The 17749-nt window shown below is 70.0% G+C and carries 13 protein-coding genes; 10 read left to right on the forward strand and 3 right to left on the reverse strand.

Annotated features, from left to right (window positions below; genetic code table 11):
• The first annotated feature begins 9 nt into the window (after nt 1-9).
• From tal to OG303_RS11170, 6 genes are read left to right on the forward strand one after another with little or no spacing between them, the layout of a single operon-like run.
• The gene (gene tal, locus OG303_RS11145) at nt 10-1155 is read left to right on the forward strand and encodes a transaldolase (protein ID WP_405867376.1); all 1146 of its coding nucleotides are present in this window, start codon (nt 10-12) and stop codon (nt 1153-1155) included.
• Entirely contained in the window at nt 1152-2705 is a 1554-nt protein-coding gene (gene zwf, locus OG303_RS11150) for a glucose-6-phosphate dehydrogenase (protein WP_405867378.1), read from the forward strand. The genes tal and zwf overlap by 4 nt, the downstream gene beginning before the upstream one ends.
• Complete coding sequence (gene opcA / locus OG303_RS11155; RefSeq protein ID WP_405867380.1) at nt 2702-3637, forward strand: glucose-6-phosphate dehydrogenase assembly protein OpcA; 936 nt, start codon at nt 2702-2704, stop codon at nt 3635-3637. The genes zwf and opcA overlap by 4 nt, the downstream gene beginning before the upstream one ends.
• A complete protein-coding gene (pgi, locus tag OG303_RS11160; protein WP_405867382.1) occupies nt 3630-5324 on the forward strand; it encodes a glucose-6-phosphate isomerase in 1695 nt (564 codons plus the stop codon). Before opcA ends, pgi begins: the two co-directional genes overlap by 8 nt.
• Nucleotides 5325-5326: 2 nt before the next feature.
• Nucleotides 5327-6205, forward strand: a complete 879-nt coding sequence (gnd, locus tag OG303_RS11165; protein WP_405867384.1) for a phosphogluconate dehydrogenase (NAD(+)-dependent, decarboxylating) — start codon at nt 5327-5329, stop codon at nt 6203-6205.
• Between the two features lie 6 nt (nt 6206-6211).
• Nucleotides 6212-6799 carry a histidine phosphatase family protein gene (locus tag OG303_RS11170; RefSeq protein WP_405867386.1) on the forward strand — a complete coding sequence of 196 codons (588 nt, stop codon included), beginning with the start codon at nt 6212-6214 and terminating at the stop codon, nt 6797-6799.
• Nucleotides 6800-6826: 27 nt separating this feature from the next.
• Here OG303_RS11170 and OG303_RS11175 read toward each other — a convergent pair whose 3' ends face one another.
• Entirely contained in the window at nt 6827-8101 is a 1275-nt protein-coding gene (locus OG303_RS11175; RefSeq protein WP_405867388.1) for a lipase family protein, read from the reverse strand.
• A 322-nt stretch (nt 8102-8423) separates the two neighbouring features.
• Between OG303_RS11175 and OG303_RS11180 the strand changes: the two genes are divergently transcribed.
• Genes OG303_RS11180 through OG303_RS11190 form a run of 3 tightly spaced genes read left to right on the forward strand, consistent with a single transcriptional unit; the run spans nt 8424 to nt 14138 of the window.
• The gene (locus OG303_RS11180) at nt 8424-11312 is read left to right on the forward strand and encodes a peroxidase family protein (RefSeq protein WP_405867390.1); all 2889 of its coding nucleotides are present in this window, start codon (nt 8424-8426) and stop codon (nt 11310-11312) included.
• Nucleotides 11299-12666, forward strand: coding sequence for a hypothetical protein (locus OG303_RS11185; RefSeq protein WP_405867392.1), 1368 nt, complete (start codon nt 11299-11301; stop codon nt 12664-12666). The genes OG303_RS11180 and OG303_RS11185 overlap by 14 nt, the downstream gene beginning before the upstream one ends.
• Nucleotides 12667-12677: 11 nt before the next feature.
• Nucleotides 12678-14138 carry a membrane-associated oxidoreductase gene (locus OG303_RS11190; protein ID WP_405867394.1) on the forward strand — a complete coding sequence of 487 codons (1461 nt, stop codon included), beginning with the start codon at nt 12678-12680 and terminating at the stop codon, nt 14136-14138.
• On the opposite strand, the gene OG303_RS11195 is transcribed toward OG303_RS11190, so the two are convergent.
• Both OG303_RS11195 and OG303_RS11200 read right to left on the reverse strand, forming a co-directional pair.
• Nucleotides 14125-15921, reverse strand: coding sequence for a bifunctional sugar phosphate isomerase/epimerase/4-hydroxyphenylpyruvate dioxygenase family protein (locus OG303_RS11195; RefSeq protein ID WP_405867396.1), 1797 nt, complete (start codon nt 15919-15921; stop codon nt 14125-14127). The genes OG303_RS11190 and OG303_RS11195 overlap by 14 nt on opposite strands.
• 85 nt (nt 15922-16006) lie before the next feature.
• Nucleotides 16007-16894 carry a shikimate dehydrogenase gene (locus tag OG303_RS11200; RefSeq protein WP_405867398.1) on the reverse strand — a complete coding sequence of 296 codons (888 nt, stop codon included), beginning with the start codon at nt 16892-16894 and terminating at the stop codon, nt 16007-16009.
• Nucleotides 16895-17059: 165 nt separating this feature from the next.
• Here OG303_RS11200 and OG303_RS11205 point away from each other — a divergent pair, with 165 nt between their 5' ends.
• Complete coding sequence (locus OG303_RS11205) at nt 17060-17725, forward strand: TetR/AcrR family transcriptional regulator (protein ID WP_405867400.1); 666 nt, start codon at nt 17060-17062, stop codon at nt 17723-17725.
• Nucleotides 17726-17749: the final 24 nt, after the last annotated feature.

Consider the following 17749-nt stretch of genomic DNA (forward strand, 5'->3'; position numbering starts at 1 on the left):
AGAAAGAAGATGAGCACTGTGACCGAAGCATCCGCGACCGCGGGAGCCCTCAAGCGCCTCAGCGACGAAGGCGTCTCCATCTGGCTGGACGACCTGTCGCGCAGCCGGATCGAGTCCGGCAACCTCGCCGAACTCGTCGAGACCAAGCACGTGGTGGGCGTGACCACCAACCCGTCCATCTTCCAGGCCGCCATCGGCTCCGGCGAGGGCTACGAGGAGCAGCTCGCCGACCTGGCCGTCCGCGGCGTCACGGTCGACGAGGCCGTACGGATGATGACCACCGCCGACGTCCGCGCCGCCGCCGACGTCCTGCGGCCGGTGTACGACGCGACCGGCGGCCGCGACGGCCGGGTCTCCATCGAGGTCGACCCGCGCCTGGCCCACAACACGGCGGCCACCATCGCCGAGGCGAAGCAGCTCTTCTGGCTGGTCGACCGCCCCAACGTCATGATCAAGATCCCGGCGACGAAGGCGGGCCTCCCGGCCATCACCGAGGTCACCGGCCTCGGCATCAGCGTCAACGTCACGCTGATCTTCTCCCTGGAGCGCTACCGCGAGGTCATGGACGCCTACCTGGCCGGCCTGGAGAAGGCCGCCGCCAAGGGCCTCGACCTCTCCGTCATCCACTCCGTGGCCTCCTTCTTCGTCTCCCGCGTCGACTCCGAGATCGACAAGCGCCTGACGGTGCTGGGCACGGACGAGGCCCTCGCCCTCAAGGGCAGGGCCGCCCTCGCCAACGCGCGGCTCGCCTACGAGGCCTACGAGGAGGTCTTCAAGGGTGAGCGCTGGACCGCCCTCACCGGTGCCAGGGCCAACAAGCAGCGCCCGCTGTGGGCCTCCACCGGCGTGAAGGACCCGGCCTACAAGAGCACGCTGTACGTCGACGAGCTGGTCGCGCCCGGCACCGTCAACACGATGCCGGAGGCCACGCTCGACGCCACCGCCGACCACGGCGAGATCACCGGCGACACGGTCACCGGCGGCTACGCCCAGGCGCGCGCCGACCTGGCCGCCGTAGAAGGGCTCGGGATCTCGTACGACGAGGTCGTGGGACAGCTTGAGGACGAGGGCGTCGCCAAGTTCGAGGTGGCCTGGCAGGACCTGCTGAACGCCGTGACGAAGTCCTTGGACAGCAAGGGAGTTGACGCAGAATGACCGAGCAATTTGCGGTCGATTCGGCCCACGACTGGGCCAACCCCCTGCGCGACGAGCGCGACCGCCGTCTGCCCCGGATCGCCGGCCCGTCCGGACTCGTCCTCTTCGGCGTCACCGGCGACCTGTCCCGCAAGAAGCTGATGCCCGCCGTCTACGACCTCGCCAACCGCGGCATGCTGCCGCCGGGCTTCTCACTCGTCGGGTTCGCCCGCCGGGACTGGGAGGACCAGGACTTCGCACAGGTCGTGCACGACTCGGTCCGTGAGCACGCGCGCACCGAGTTCCGCGAGGAGGTCTGGCAGCAGCTCGCCGAGGGCATGCGGTTCATTCCGGGTGCCTTCGACGACGACACGGCCTTCGAGCAGCTGCGCAGCACCGTCGACGAGCTCGACAAGGCGCGCGGCACGAGCGGCAACTACGCCTTCTACCTCTCCGTACCGCCGAAGTTCTTCCCGAAGGTCGTCCAGCAGCTGAAGAAGCACGGTCTCGCGGACGCGCCCGAGGGCTCCTGGCGGCGCGCGGTCATCGAGAAGCCGTTCGGGCACGACCTGGGCAGCGCCCGTGAGCTGAACGCGCTCGTGCACGACGTGTTCGAGCCGGACCAGGTGTTCCGCATCGACCACTACCTCGGCAAGGAGACCGTCCAGAACATCCTGGCGCTCCGCTTCGCCAACCAGATGTACGAGCCCATCTGGAACCGGTCGTACGTCGACCACATCCAGATCACGATGGCCGAGGACATCGGCATCGGCGGCCGGGCCGGCTACTACGACGGCATCGGCGCCGCCCGTGACGTCATCCAGAACCACCTCCTCCAGCTGATGGCGCTCACCGCGATGGAGGAGCCGATCGCGTTCGACGCCGAGTCGCTGCTCACCGAGAAGCTCAAGGTCCTCAAGTCCGTGCGGCTGCCGGAGAAGCTGGGCGAGCACACGGTTCTGGCGCAGTACGCGGAGGGCTGGCAGGGCGGTGCGAAGGTGGCCGGCTACCTCCAGGAAGACGGCATCGACCCCCAGTCGAAGACCGACACCTACGCGGCCATCAAGCTGGAGGTGGACAACCGCCGCTGGGCGGGCATCCCCTTCTACCTGCGCACCGGCAAGCGCCTGGGCCGCCGCGTCACCGAGATCGCGGTCGTCTTCAAGCGGGCACCGCACTCCCCCTTCGACTCCTCCGCCACGGAGGAGCTCGGCCAGAACGCGATCGTCATCCGCGTCCAGCCCGACGAGGGCATGACCGTCCGGTTCGGCTCCAAGGTGCCGGGCACCTCGATGGAGATCCGGGACGTCTCGATGGACTTCGCCTACGGCGAGTCCTTCACCGAGTCCAGCCCGGAAGCGTACGAGCGCCTCATCCTGGACGTACTGCTCGGCGACGCCAACCTGTTCCCCCGTCACCAGGAAGTGGAAGAGTCCTGGAAGATCCTCGACCCGATCGAGGAGTACTGGGCGCGGAACGGCAAGCCCGCGCAGTACCCCTCGGGCAGCTGGGGACCCGAGGAAGCCGACGAGATGCTCGCACGAGACGGACGGAGCTGGCGCAGGCCATGAAGATCGACCTGACCGACACCACGGCAAGCAAGATCAACAAGGCGCTGGTGCAGGGCCGCCGCGCCATCGGCACCCCCGCCGTGGGCATGGTCCTGACGATGGTCATCGTCACGGACGAGGAGAACGCCTACGACGCGATCAAGGCGGCCGAGGAGGCCTCGCACGAGCACCCCTCGCGCACCCTGGTCGTCATCAAGCGGCACGCCCGCACCCCGCGCGACCGCATGGCGTCCAAGCTGGACGCCGAGGTCCGGGTGGGCGCCGACGCGGGCACCGGTGAGACGGTCGTGCTGCGCACCTACGGCGAGGTGTCCGACCACGCCGACTCCGTCGTCCTGCCGCTGCTGCTGCCGGACGCCCCGGTCGTCGTGTGGTGGCCGGTGGACGCGCCGGAGGTGCCGTCGAAGGACCCGCTGGGCGCCCTCGCGCAGCGCAGGATCACCGACCTGTACGCCGTCGAGAACCCCCTCGAGACGCTTCAGGCCCGCATCCGCTGCTACGCGCCCGGCGACACCGACCTGGCCTGGACCCGGCTGACCCCGTGGCGCTCGATGCTGGCGGCGGCCCTGGACCAGGCCCGGGCACAGATCATCTCGGGGGCCGTGGAGGCCGAGGCCGACAACCCGGCCGCCGAGCTGCTCGCGCGCTGGCTGGAGGCGCGGCTGAAGGTGACGATCGACCGCGTCGTCACGGCGGGACCGGTCGTCACCGCGGTACGCCTCGGCACCGCGGACGGCGAGGTCGTCATCGACCGCCCCGAGGGCCCCCTCGCGACGCTGTCCCTGCCCGGCCAGCCCTCGCGCACCCTCGCCCTCAAGGTCCGCACCACCTCCGAACTCATCGCCGAGGAGCTCCGCCGCCTCGACGCCGACGAGATGTACGCCGTCGCCCTGCGCGGCGAGGGCACCAAGGAGACCCCCTCACATGTCTGACTCCTCGTCCGACTCCCCCAGGCTCACCCGGCGCCCCCAGTGGACGGCCCTGGAGGACCACCGCGCGGACGTGCTGCAGCGCCCGCGGCTGCGTGAGCTGTTCGCGGCGGATCCCTCCCGCGCCGAGCGGTACGTCGTGCGCGTCGGTGACCTGCGCATCGACTACTCCAAGCACCTGATCAACGACGAGACGCTCGCCCTGCTGCAGGAACTGGCCGCCGCCACCGACGTGTTCGGACTGCGCGACGCCATGTTCCGCGGCGAGAAGATCAACGTCACCGAGGACCGGGCGGTCCTGCACACCGCGCTGCGCGCCCCGCGGGACGCCGTGATCGAGGTCGACGGCGAGAACGTCGTCCCCCAGGTGCACGCCGTGCTCGACAAGATGAGCGCCTTCGCCGAGCGGGTCCGCTCCGGCGCCTGGACGGGCCACACCGGAAAGCGCATCAAGAACGTCGTCAACATCGGCATCGGCGGCTCCGACCTCGGTCCGGCGATGGCGTACGAGGCACTGCGCACCTTCACGGCACGGGAGTTGACGTTCCGTTTCGTCTCGAACGTCGACGGCGCCGACCTCCACGAGGCGGTACGGGACCTGGACCCGGCTCAGACGCTGTTCATCGTCGCGTCCAAGACGTTCACCACGATCGAGACCATCACCAACGCCACGTCGGCCCGCTCCTGGCTGCTGAACGGCCCGGGCGGACTCGGCGAGGACAAGGCCGTCGCCAAGCACTTCGTCGCCCTGTCGACGAACGCCGGCAAGGTCACCGAGTTCGGCATCGACCCGGACAACATGTTCGAGTTCTGGGACTGGGTCGGCGGACGGTACTCCTTCGACTCGGCCATCGGCCTGTCCCTGATGATCGCGATCGGCCCGGACCACTTCCGCGAGCTGCTCGACGGCTTCCACATCGTCGACGAGCACTTCCGAAGCGCGCCCGCCGAGGCCAACGCCCCGCTGATCCTGGGCCTGTTGGGCGTCTGGTACGGCAACTTCTTCGACGCCGAGTCCCATGCGGTGCTGCCGTACAGCCACTACCTGTCGAAGTTCACCGCGTATCTGCAGCAGCTGGACATGGAGTCCAACGGCAAGTCGGTCGACCGCGACGGCCACGTGGTGGGCTGGGCGACCGGACCGGTGGTGTGGGGCACGCCCGGCACCAACGGGCAGCACGCCTACTACCAGTTGATCCATCAGGGCACCCGGCTCATCCCCGCGGACCTCATCGGCTTCGCGCGTCCGGCGGCCGAGCTGAGTGACGAACTCAAGGCGCAGCACGACCTGTTGATGGCCAACCTGTTCGCGCAGGGCCAGGCGCTCGCCTTCGGCAAGACCTCGGACGAGGTGCGTGCGGAGGGCGTGTCCGAGGCGCAGGTGCCGCACCGCACCTTCCAGGGCAACCACCCCACCACCACCATCCTGGCCAGGGAACTCACCCCCTCCGTCCTCGGCCAGCTGATCGCCCTCTACGAGCACAAGGTGTTCGTCCAGGGTGCCGTCTGGAACATCGACTCCTTCGACCAGTGGGGCGTCGAGCTCGGCAAGGTCCTCGCCAGGCGCGTCGAACCCGCCCTGACCGAGCCGTTCACATCAGCCGCTGCCGCGGCGGGCTCGGTGCCCGGTCTCGATCCCTCCACCACCGCTCTCGTGGCCGCGTACCGCGAGCTCAAGGAAGTGAACTGAACATGCAGCTCGGTCTCATCGGTCTCGGCAAGATGGGCGGCAACATGCGCGAGCGGATCCGCCGCGCCGGCCACACCGTCATCGGCTACGACCGCAACCCCGACCTCTCCGACGCGGCCAGCCTGGCCGAACTGGTCGACAAGCTCGAAGCCCCGCGCGTGGTCTGGGTGATGGTCCCGGCCGGCGTCGCGACCCAGTCCGTCGTCGACGAGCTGGGCGGGCTCCTCTCCGCCGGCGACACGGTCGTCGACGGCGGCAACTCCCGCTGGACGGACGACGAGAAGCACGCCGCGGAGCTGGCCGACAAGGGCATCGGCTTCGTCGACGCGGGCGTCTCCGGCGGTGTGTGGGGCCTGGAGAACGGCTACGCGCTGATGGTCGGCGGCGACAAGAAGGACGTCGAGCGGCTCCAGCCGATCTTCGAGGCGCTCAAGCCCGAGGGCCCGTACGGCTATGTCCACGCGGGCAAGGTCGGCGCCGGGCACTTCTCCAAGATGGTCCACAACGGCATCGAGTACGCCATGATGCAGGCCTACGCCGAGGGCTGGGAGCTGCTGGAGAAGATCGACTCCGTGGACAGCGTCCGCGAGGTCTTCCGGTCCTGGCAGGACGGCACCGTCATCCGCTCCTGGCTGCTGGACCTGGCGGTCAACGCGCTGGACGCCGATGAGCACCTCGACAAGCTCAAGGGCTTCGCGCAGGACTCCGGCGAGGGCCGCTGGACCGTCGAGGCGGCCATCGACAACGCGGTGCCGCTGCCCACGATCACCGCCTCCCTCTTCGCGCGGTTCGCGTCCCGCCAGGACGACTCGCCGCAGATGAAGATGATCGCCGCCCTGCGCAACCAGTTCGGCGGGCACGCCGTCGAGTCCAAGGAGTAGCGCGTCGTGGGGGACCTTCTCCTGGTCCGCCACGGCGAGACGGAGTGGAGCGTGTCGGGACAGCACACCAGCTGGACCGACCTGCCCCTCACCCAGCACGGTGAGGAGCAGGCCAAGTCCCTCGCTCCACTCCTCTGCCGGCGGACCTACGCACTCGCCCTGACCAGCCCGCTCGACCGCGCGATACGCACCGCCGAACTCGCGGGCATCCCCGCAGCCGTCGTCGAACCCGGCCTGCACGAGTGGGACTACGGCGCCTACGAGGGCATCACCACCGTCGAGATCCACCGCACCCGGCCCGACTGGGACCTGTGGACCGACGGGGTACCGCCCGACCCGGACGGGCACCCCGGCGAGTCGCCCGAGCAGATCGGCCTGCGCGCCGACCGCGTGCTGTCCCGGGCGGACGCGGCGCTCGCCGACGGCGACGTGATCCTCGTGGCCCACGCCCATTTCCTACGGGTCCTGACGGCCCGTCGGCTCGGTCTCGCACCGGCGGAGGGGCGGCTCTTCCAGCTGGCGACGGGCACCGTCAGCCGCCTGTCGACCGAGCACGACCGCCCGGTGATCGCCGAGTGGAACAGCAGGCCGTAGAACCACGGGACCGTACTCCGGCCCGGGCTACAGAACGTCTCCGAACTCGCTCAACACCCCTGGTGGAGCAAGCGCGTTGACGTAGTGGCCCGGGCCGTGGTCGTCGAAGGAGTACTTGAACGGGATCGTCCGGGTCAGTGCCAGCCGGGTCGCGAAGAACGCCAGCGGCGCCACGACGGCGAGACCCGCGAGGCTGTCCATCTGCGGGTAGTGCAGGCCCGGTTCCGTGACCTCGGTCCAGCCCTCCCCGCCGGCGCGCAGCAGGGGACGTACGGACCGCCGTACCCCTTCGGTGACACGGACCAGCAGGCCTCCCCAGTCCCGGTCGACGGCCGTGCGCAGGACGTCGCTCGGCAGGGTCAGGCCGTCGATCGCCGACTCGGCGGCGAAGGTGAGCGCGGCGTCGACGGGTCCGTGCCGCCTGCGGTAGTGGAACTCGCGGCCGAAGGGGGCGTAGGGGCCGACCGGCCGGGGCGGCAGGGAGGGGACGACGTCCCGGTCGAAGATGTAGCGGATCAGACGGTCGCGCAGCACGTACGTGTCGTGCGGGCCGGGTGTCTCCTCGCAGGCGCGGGCCAGGTCGGGGCCGCCGACCATGGGCTGGCCGAAGGTGTAGACGCCCTTGAGCTTCTCGGCGATGTGCCGGTAGCGGGGCTCGTGGACGAGGGTGACCGCCATGATCGCGGCCATGGCGGCGCCGAGGCTGTGCCCGGTGATGTAGAGGGCCTCCAGGCCGCCGCCGCGGGTGCCCTGCTCCTCGGGGTCGAGGGACTCGCCGCGCACGGCGCGTTCCAGGGCCTCGATGATCAGGTGGCGGGTGGCCCGGACGTTGCGGTAGAAGCCGGCGTGGACGTCGTACTTCCTGCCCTCCAGCTCGACGGCGAGCATCTCCGGTCGTACGTCGGCGTCGGTGAGGATGCTGATGATGTCCTCGGGCTGGGTGCCGCGGTAGCAGAGGATCGCGACCCTGCGGTCCTTGTCCTGGATCAGATAGGCGGCGGACGCGATGTACATGGCGTCGACGCGCTGCTCGAAGACCCGGCAGTCGTTCTCCTCCAGACCGAGCCGGGTCATGATCATGGAGAGGGTCTCCGGGTCGCTGTGCTGCTCGAATCCGGCGTACGAGTAGGCCGCACAGGTCGCCAGGACGTGCGGGACGACTCCGTCGGGGTCGGGCTGGTGCTTGTCCTCGACGAGCCGGTCGACCAGGTCGGGGTAGACCGGGAAGCTGCTCGGATCCGTGTCCGGCTTGCAGGGGCGCAACGCAGCGTAACTGGGCCCTTTGACGTAGGCGTCCCGCATGTGGGACCTCCCCCGGGTCGTCTGCGGGTGGTGAGCACACCACCGCGGCCGGGAGCCGTCAACCGGGAGGGAGTCGTTCCCCGGCCACCGCGGGGGCGGCGGACGGGGCTGCTGGGGAGCGGGCGCGCCCGTGGTACGGGCACAGCAGGTTACGGCTCCCTCACAGGCTCGACTGACGTGCCCAAATGCCGCTCGCCGCCCAATTGTTCGCATGAGGCGCAAGACGGAGCACATCGGCGCGAACCATCGCTGCGAGCGCCCTGGGGCGTAGGTAGCGTGCAGGGCCCTGTCCCGTACGTATCCGTACGTAAGGAAACGACCCATGGCCGAGACCGGGCGGCAAGAACCGCACTACGAGCGGTACGAAGGCGGTAGTCCCGAGGCGGAACGGCTGTTGTTCGAGCAGCTGGCCGGGGAACTGATGAAGGTGCAGGTCAAGAACCGGCGGGCGGGAGGCGGTGGGATCGCCCGGACCTTCCATGCCAAGGCGCCGGTGGCCGTGGAGAACGCGCGGCTGCGCTTCCACGACGATCTCCCCGCGGCGCTGCGCGTCGGGTTCGCCCGGCCGGGCGCCGAGTATCCGGCGGTGGTGCGGCTGTCCAACGCGAGCGGGATCCGGCAGGGCGACGGCTCGCCCGACCTGCGCGGGGCGGCCGTGCGGGTACAGGTGTCGGACGAGGAGAGCCACGACCTGCTGGCGACCAGTTATCCGGTCTCGCACGCCCGCAACGCACGGGAGTTCGTGGCCTTCGCGAAGGCCATGGCGGGCGCCCGCAGCCCCGTGCAAAAGGCGTTCGGGCTGCTGGTGAAGCTGCCGCTGGCCGTGGGACTCGGCACCGCGAACCGGATGCGCCGCAATGTGCGCGCGGCCACCCGGCACACCGTCGACTCCCTTGCCAACGAGACCTTCTGGAGCCGGGGCGCGATCCTGTGGGGTGAGGCGGGACCGGTGCGGTTCCTGCTGCGGCCCATACCGGGCAGCCCGCCCGCGTCCGCGACGGACCCCCGGGACCCCGACATTCTGCACCGGGAGTTCGCGCGCCGCCTGGCACAGCGGGACGTCAGCTACGACCTGTGCGTGCAGCGGTTCGTCGACGAACGGCGCACTCCGGTCGAGGACGCCTCGGTGGAGTGGCGGGACGGGGTGGCGCCCGCGATCGCGGTGGCCCGGCTCACGATCCCGCGCCAGGACCTGAACACGGCCGGGGCCCGTGAGACCGTACGCCGGATCGAGGACCTCGCCTTCAACCCCTGGTACACGACGGACGAGTTCCGTCCGCTGGGCAACCTCAACCGGGCCCGGAAGGCCGCGTACCAGGCGGCGAGCGCGCACCGGCTGGGGTTGAGGTTCGTCACCGAGGAGCCCTTGCGCAACCGTCTGATCGGCCGCCCGACGGAAGCGGCCTTCGTCCTGCTGAACCGGTATGTCCCCTGGCACCGGCTGCCGTTGCAGCTGAGCCTGCTGAACCTGGTGTTCCTGCGCAAGGTGCTGCGCCGCCGCAACCTGCTCGACACCGAGCCGCGCGAGGCGCCGCCGAAAGCCCAGCGGGTCCCGGCGCCGATCCCGGAGCGGCTGCGCGGCGAGCGGTCGTACGACGGGACGTACAACGATCTGTCGGCCCCGAAGATGGGCGCGGTCGGCGCGGCCTTCGGACGCAACCTGAAGCCGGACTACCGTCCCGACCTCTTCGACACCCCGAACCCGGTCACCGTCAGCCGCGAACTCCTGTACCGCGAGAGCTTCGTGCCCGCGACCTCGCTCAATGTCCTGGCCGCGGCCTGGATCCAGTTCCAGGTGCACGACTGGGTCAACCACCGCCGGTACAAGGCCGGTGAGCGCAGTGTCGAGGTGCCACTGCCGCCCGGCAGCGGGCCCTGGCACAACACGCCCGGCGGCCCCGGCGAGAACGTGATGAGGTTCGCGGAGAACGAGGGCATCGAGACACCGGGCGGCCCGCCCCTCCTCTTCGGCAACGTCGCCTCCCACTGGTGGGACGGCTCCGAGGTGTACGGCGAGAACGAGCAGACCGCCCGCTTCCTGCGCGAGGCCGACGGACGCGCCGAACTCCGCCTGGAGGACGGCCACTTGCCCTCCGGCACCAACGGCGGCGTACCGCTCACCGGCTTCAACGAGAGCTGGTGGATGGGCCTCAGCGCCATGCACACGCTGTTCGCCCGCGAGCACAACGCGGTGTGCGCCGCGCTGCGCGCCGAGTACCCCGCGATGAGCGAGGAGCGGATCTACCAGACCGGCCGGCTCGTCGTCTCGGCGCTGATCGCGAAGATCCACACGGTGGAGTGGACCCCGGCAATCCTCGCCACCGAGGCGATCGACATAGGGTTGAAGACCAACTGGCAGGGCCCGCCGAAGAACTGGCTCAACCAGCTGGGCCTGTGGCTGTTCGAGGCGCACTCGCTCACCGGCATCCCGAAGACCCTGCCCGACCACCACACGGCCCCGTACTCGCTCACCGAGGACTTCGTCACCGTCTACCGCATGCACCCGCTGGTCCCCGACGACTTCGAGCTGCGCGAGCACCACTTCGGGCAGCGTCTGGAGACGGTGGGCTTCCTGGACATCCAGGGCGGGGCGGCGGAGTCGCAGATCCGCAAGACGGGGCTGGCGAACAGCCTGTACTCCTTCGGCATCGCCCACCCGGGCGCGATCACCCTGCACAACTACCCGCGCTCGCTCCAGCACTTCGAGCGGGACGGCGAGATCATCGACCTGTCGGTGGTGGACCTCGTACGGACTCGGCGCCGTGGCGTGCCGCGCTACAACGACTTCCGCGAGGGCCTGCACAAGCCGCGCATCCGCTCCTTCGAGGAGCTCACGGAGAACGCGGAGACGCTCGCCCGGCTCAAGGAGGTCTACGGCTCGGTCGACGAGATCGACACGGTGGTAGGGCTGTTCGGGGAGAACCCGCCGACCGGCTTCGGCTTCAGCGACACGGCGTTCCGCATCTTCATCCTGATGGCGACCCGGCGCCTGCAGTCCGACCGCTTCCTCAACGTCGACTACCGGCCCGAGGTGTACACGCCGCTGGGCATCGACTGGGTGGAGCGGGGCGGCATGAACTCCGTGATCCTGCGGCACTGCCCGGAGCTGGCGGCGCTGCTGCCGCGCCGGGCGAGCGCGTTCGCGCCGTGGCGGACGGTGCGGCCCACGGGCGACGAAGGCGTCAACGGGGGCGTGAATGAGCACAGTTGACGGACACCCGGGGCTGGCCGACCTGTTCGGCCGGCCCCTGCTGGACACGGTCTGGCACCGGCGCACCCACCGCGTCAGCCGGGGCGCGTCGGTCCCGGCCGGTTCGATGAGCTACCGCTCCACGCACACCCGACAGCCGCTGTCGGAGCTGGAGGAGGCGGTGCTGATCGCGATCACCGGCTGCACGGGCCTCACCATGCCGGACCGCCCCTTCGAGGACCCCCGCGACGGCAAGCCCATCATGGCCAAGCCCAACCTGACCATGGCCGGCCGGACCGCGGGCAGCCCGGACAACGCGCAGGGCACGCACTTCTTCATGATCAACGACACGGGCACGTACTACCTGCGCAAGCTGTCGCCCGCGCCCCAAGAGCCGTTCGACGCCGAGACGTTGGTGTCGCGGGCAGCGCAGGCCAAGGTGAAGGTCCTCGACCACCGGCTCGACGTACCGCAGAACAAGCGGGACTTCCCGGCGTACCTCGACTCGAACCGCTTCCTGTCCAACCTGGCCGGAACGACGGTGTTCTTCCCGGTGGTGGACCTCTCCCACCAGTACATCAACGCGTTGATGTACCTGCTGACACAACCGGACGGCGCCCGCCCCACTCTCGTGGACGACCGCAACTTCTACCGCCCCGCCGGGGTGAAGAAGTGGGTCAGGAACGGTTTCCTGAACGGGGACCTGAAGCTCCCGCTCGGCGCGCTCGGCCCGATGCGCACGCAGATAGAGGCGGATCTGCTCCTCCAGAACCTGATGCTGACGACGGAGGCGATGGGACTCGGCGCCTGGATCCACGCGTCGATCAACCCCCAAATAGCCCTGGGCGACCCGAAGTTCTCGCGGGCGTACGGCAGGATGCTCGGCTTCACCTTCGTCACCCCGCGCTGGCGGCTCGCGGACGTGTGGCGCTGGCACGTCCCCCTCCCGACGTACGCGACCCTGCGCTCCCACCCGGTGGGGCTCACCTCGCGGGAGGGCGAATCCCTCATCGCGGCCGCGTGTCCGCCCGCGCACAAGTCGATGTCGGACGCGGTCGATTCGGTGATCGGCGCCAAGTTCGGCACCGGCGGGATCTACACCGACAAGGACGTCTTCACCCGCATCTACAAGGAGGACTACGGGCAGCGCTACGTCGCGGAGGCAAGCGAGTACGACGAGCGGGTCATCGACTGCGCGCGGGACATCTGCGAGTACGTCATCCGCACCCACCGCCGGTTCCCGGCGCACACGGACGCGATCCATGTGCCGGGCATCTGGTTGCAGGCCCATCACGTGGAACGGGAGTACTACGAGCGGTTCTTCGTGAACGGGCTGACGGACACGCACCGGCGGCATGCGGAGTTGTGGGATTAGAGTCCCGCTGTGTGGAGATCAATGATCTGACGCCGGCCGAGGAGCGGGTGTGGCGCGCCTTCGCGCGGGGCGAGCGGGTGGACTTCCGCACGACCCCGGACGAGGACGCGGCCGACGGGAACGGTTGGGGGCCCGAGCGCACACTGAGGGCGTCGGTGCTGAAGGCGCTCCTGGTCGGCGCGCCGCAGGAGGAGGGCGAGATCGCCGCCCTCAAGGTGGCGGGGGCCCGGATCACCGGGAAGCTGTCCCTGATGTACGCGGTGCTGGACCACGCCGTCAGCCTCACGCACTGCTCCTTCGACGACGAGCCCAATCTCTACGGCACACGACTGCGCCAGCTCAATCTGAGGGGTTCCGTACTGCCCGGCGTGAGCGTGGGCAGCACCCGGATCGACGGCGTGCTGCGCATGACGGAATGCCGGTTCCGGGGACCCGTGCGGCTCGGCGGGGCGCAGATCTCCGCGGCACTGTTCATGGACAGGGCCGAGTTCACGTCGCCGGACGCCGACGAGCCGGTCCTGCAGCTGAACCATGCCGAGATCGGCGACGACATGTGGGCGCCGGAGATGCGGGCATACGGCCAGACACGGTTCGACGGGGCTTCCGTGGCCGGCGCGGTGAATCTGGAGGGGGCAGAGTTCCACAACCCCGGAGCCACCGCGCTGAGTGCCCTGACCTTCGAAACGGGCGCCGACCTTCGCATGCGACACGTGCGGGCCCAAGGTCGCGTCGACTTCCGCGGCTCTCGCACACCGGGTCGCTTCGACCTGACCCGCGCGCACCTGTCGAACGCCGACGGCACGGCGTTGCGCGTGAGCAGTTGCACCGTCGGCGAGCTGTGGCTGCGCAAGGGCGGCGTCATCGAGGGGATCCTCAACCTGCGCCGCGCGCACATCGAAGTCCTGTATCTGGACCCGGAGATACTGCCGGACAAGGTCTTCCTCAGCGACCTCACCTACACCACGCTCACCCCGCACGAACCCGCCGAACGCCGGCTGCCGATGCTGGACCGGGACCTCGCCTACGAACCCCACGCCTATGAGCAGTTGACCGCGGCCTACCGCCGTATCGGCGACGACTACGCGGCCCGCCTGGTCCAACTTGCCAAGCAGCGCCGCCTGCGCTCCACCCGCGCCTGGTACGGCCGCGTCTGGGGCTACGTCCAGGACGCCACCGTCGGCTACGGCTTCCGCCCCCTGCGCGCCGCCGTCTGGCTGCTGTCGCTCCTGGCGATCGGCTCGATCTCGTACGCCCTGCACCACCCACGCCCGCTCAAGGCGGCCGAGGCTCCCCACTTCAGCCCGGTCTTCTACACCCTCGACCTGCTCCTCCCGGTGATCTCCTTCGGCCAGGAGGGCGCCTTCGCGCCGAAGGGCTGGTATCAGTACCTCTCCTACGCCCTGATCATCACCGGCTGGATCCTGGCCACGACGGTCGTCACCGGCGTGACCAGAACCGTCAGCCGCCAGTGAGCCGCCGCGCGGCGTGCTGCGCGGCCAGCCGCACGGGCGCGTTCTGGGCGCCGTAACCCCGGTATCCCCCATCACGCTGGACGAGTTCGAAGAACACCCGCCCGACGGTGTGCGTGTAGCAGTGCCGGAACTCCCCATGGGCGTCCCGGTCGTAGAGGATCCCGAGTTCGCGGTACGCCTCCAACTCGCCGTCGGCGAACTCGAATCGGGCGGCCAGGTCGTCGTAGTAGTTCGCGGGCATCGGCAACAGCAGGCCGCCCGCCTCACGGAAGCGACGCGCCACGGCCACCACGTCGTCCGTGGCGAGGGCGATGTGCTGGGCGTGGACCGTGTCGTCGGCCGGTGCCGCACCGACGGACAACGCGATACGGATGCCGCCGTCGGCGGAAGTGACGGCACGGCTGCGCAGCAGGCCGTACGGATCGGCGACGTCCACGCTCTCCTGGGCGGACAGGCCGAGGACGCTGCGGTGGAAGAGGGTGGCCTCGTCGAAGTGGTGCCAGGGCTGGACGAGAGCGAGATGATCGATGCGCCGCACGCCCGAGTCGTCCTCGGTGTGCTCGACGTCCTCGAAGTCTCCCCGCCAGTCGGGCAGTTCGGGTCGGCCCGTGGCGCAGAAGAACAGCTCCGTGCCGTCGGGAGCCGCCACGGCGTCCAGCGGGGCGTCGTCGGCCGCGCGGCGGCGTGGCAGAACGGGTGCCAACAGTGCCTCGGCACGGCGTGCGGCGCCCGTCGGGTCCGGTGACTCCAGGCCGATCGCGGCGAGCCCGGTGCCGTCGCGGCGGGCGGCCGGCCCGGTGTTGACCAGGACCCGGGCCTCTCCTGCCTGCCACAGTTCGACCGGCTTGGTGCGATGGCGTGCCGTACGGGCGAACCCCAGCGCGGACAGCACGGCCGAGACGGGCTCGGCATCGGGTGTGACCAACTCGGCGAAGGCGACGCCCGTGGGGACGACGGGGGCGGGCAGATCGGCCAGGCCCACCGTCTCCTGGAGGACCAGCAGGGAACGGTGCGCGTCGACCGCCGTGGGGCCTGCCTCGGCCTGCCGGAAGACGTCGTTGAAGACCTCGAGGGAGAGCGGGCCGGCGTATCCCGTACGCAGCACGTGCCGCACGAGCCCTGCGACGTCGAAGCCGCCCTGCCCCGGGAAGCAGCGGTAGTGGCGGCTCCACTGCAGGACGTCCATCGCGAGCAGCGGGGCGTCCGCGAGCTGCAGGAAGAAGATCTTCTCGCCGGGGATGTCCTCGATGCCCTTGGGATCCGAGCCGCGGGAAAGGATGTGGAAGCTGTCGAGACAGGTGCCGAGCGCCGGGTGGTCCGCACTCTCGACGATGCGCCAGGCGTGGTCGTACGTACTGACGTGCCGACCCCAGGCAAGCGCCTCATAGGCGATGCGGATGCCGAAGTCCTCTGCCAGATCGGCCAGTTGGCTCAACTGCTCGGCGGCGAGGGCGTCGTCGTCCACGGCGAGCGGCGAAACGCTGGAGCAGACGAGAACCGTGTCGGCTCCGAGCCGCCGCATGAGCTCGAACTTGTGCCGCGCCCGCCGCAGATTGCGCGCGAACTCCTCCTCGGGCACGGCCTCGATGTCCCGCATCGGCTGGTAGAGGTCGATGGTCAGACCGAGGTCGGCACAGCGGGCGCGGATCTCCTCCGGGGTGAGGGGACTCGCGAGCAGGTCGTTCTCGAAGATCTCGACCCCGTCGAACCCGGCCCGCGAGGCAGCCGCCAGCTTCTCGGTAAGAGAGCCACTGAGGGAGACGGTGGCGATGGACGTACGCATGGACCTGCTCCTTAGAACTGCCGTACTGCAACGCCCTCTGGCGGCGCGAGGAACTGCGTGAGCAACCACAGACAACCCGCAGCTTTCATACGGCCTTGCCCACCGGGCTCTCGACACCCCCGCCCAACTCCGCAAAGTCAGCCAGCATCCGACCACTGTCGGGCTCACACCCGGTGAACAGCCGAAAGGCGTCCGCCGCCTGGAACACAGCCATCCCACCCCCGTCCAGAGCGGCACACCCCAACGCCCGGGCGGCACGCACCAGTTCGGTCTCCAGAGGCCGATAGACGACCTCGGCGACCCACAGGCCGGGGTGGAGCAATTCCGCGGGGAAGGGCAGGCCCGGGTGGGCGGCCATGCCCGTCGGGGTGGCGTGCACGATGCCGTCGGCGGAGCCGAGCAGCCGGGCCAGCCGGTCAGGGCCGGCGGCAGCCGCGCGGCCCTCACCGAAGTGGCGGTTCAGGGAGGCGGCAAGATCCGCGGCCCGGTCCGCCAGCGCATCGACGACGGTGACCCGCCCGGCGCCAAGGGTGAGCGTCGCGTGAGCGACCGCCGCCCCCGCTCCGCCCGCACCCAACTGCACGACCCGCTCCAGCGGCACATCGGGCAGCCCGCGCGCGAACGAGGCGGCGAAACCGGTGACGTCGGTGTTGTGCCCGATCGCGCGTCCGCCCTCGAAGACGACGGTGTTGACCGCACCGAGCGCCTCGGCCTGCGGGGCGAGCGCGTCCAGGTGCTCGATGACGAGTTGCTTGCACGGGTGCGTGATGTTCAGCCCGTCGAAGCCCAGGTCGCGGGCGGCCCGCACCAGGTCGCCCACCGCCTCCGGGGGCACGCCGAGTGTGTCGATGTCGATGAGTCGGTACAGGTAGCGCAGGCCCTGCCGGTCCGCCTCCCGCTCGTGCAGCGCCGGGCTGAGGGACGGGCCGATGCCGGCGCCGATCAGTCCGACGAGAAACGAGTCCTTGGCCACGTGGACCTCCTGAGCTGAGCGCCAATGCCTGACTAATGTACGAACCAGTACGTTAGCTATACCAGCCCGTCGGCTCTCCGGGGAAGACCCCGACGGCGGCGCCCGGCCCGCCTTCTAGAATCTGCGGCACCGGCCGCACTCTCCTCGCACTCCCGAAGGAACCCGATGACCAGCGTCGACGAACCGGCACGACCGAACGGGCGGATCCGTGACGCCGCCCGCACCCAGGCCGAGATCCTCGACGTGGCCACGCAGGAGTTCGCACGGGCCGGCTACGACGGCGCCCGGGTCGACGAGATCGCCGCCCGCACCCGCACCACCAAGCGGATGATCTACTACTACTTCGGCGGCAAGGAGCAGCTGTTCACGGCCGTCCTCGAGCGCGCCTACGGCGTGATCCGCGAGGCCGAGCAGGATCTGGACGTCGAGCACCTGGACCCGGTCGCGGCGATCCGCCGGCTCGCCGAGGTGACCTTCGACCACCACGAGCAGCACCCCGACTTCATCCGCCTGGTCAGCATCGAGAACATCCACGGGGCCGAGCACATCGCCGGTTCCGAGAAGCTCGGGAAGATCGGTTCCCCCGCGCTCGACGTGATCCGTCGCATCCTGGCCTCCGGGCAGGAGTCCGGCCTGTTCACGGCCGATGTCGACGCCGTCGACCTGCACGCGATGATCAGCTCCTTCTGCTTCTTCCGGGTCGCCAACCGGCACACCTTCGGCGCCCTGTTCGGCCGCGACCTGGTGGACCCCGCCCAGCGCGAGCACTACCGCGCCATGCTCGGCGACATGGTGATCGCCTACCTGACGGCGGAGCGGACGGCCGGCTGAGGCCGCACGACGCCACCTCTTGAC

This window comes from Streptomyces sp. NBC_00005, assembly GCF_045160215.1.
Classification (GTDB): domain Bacteria; phylum Actinomycetota; class Actinomycetes; order Streptomycetales; family Streptomycetaceae; genus Streptomyces.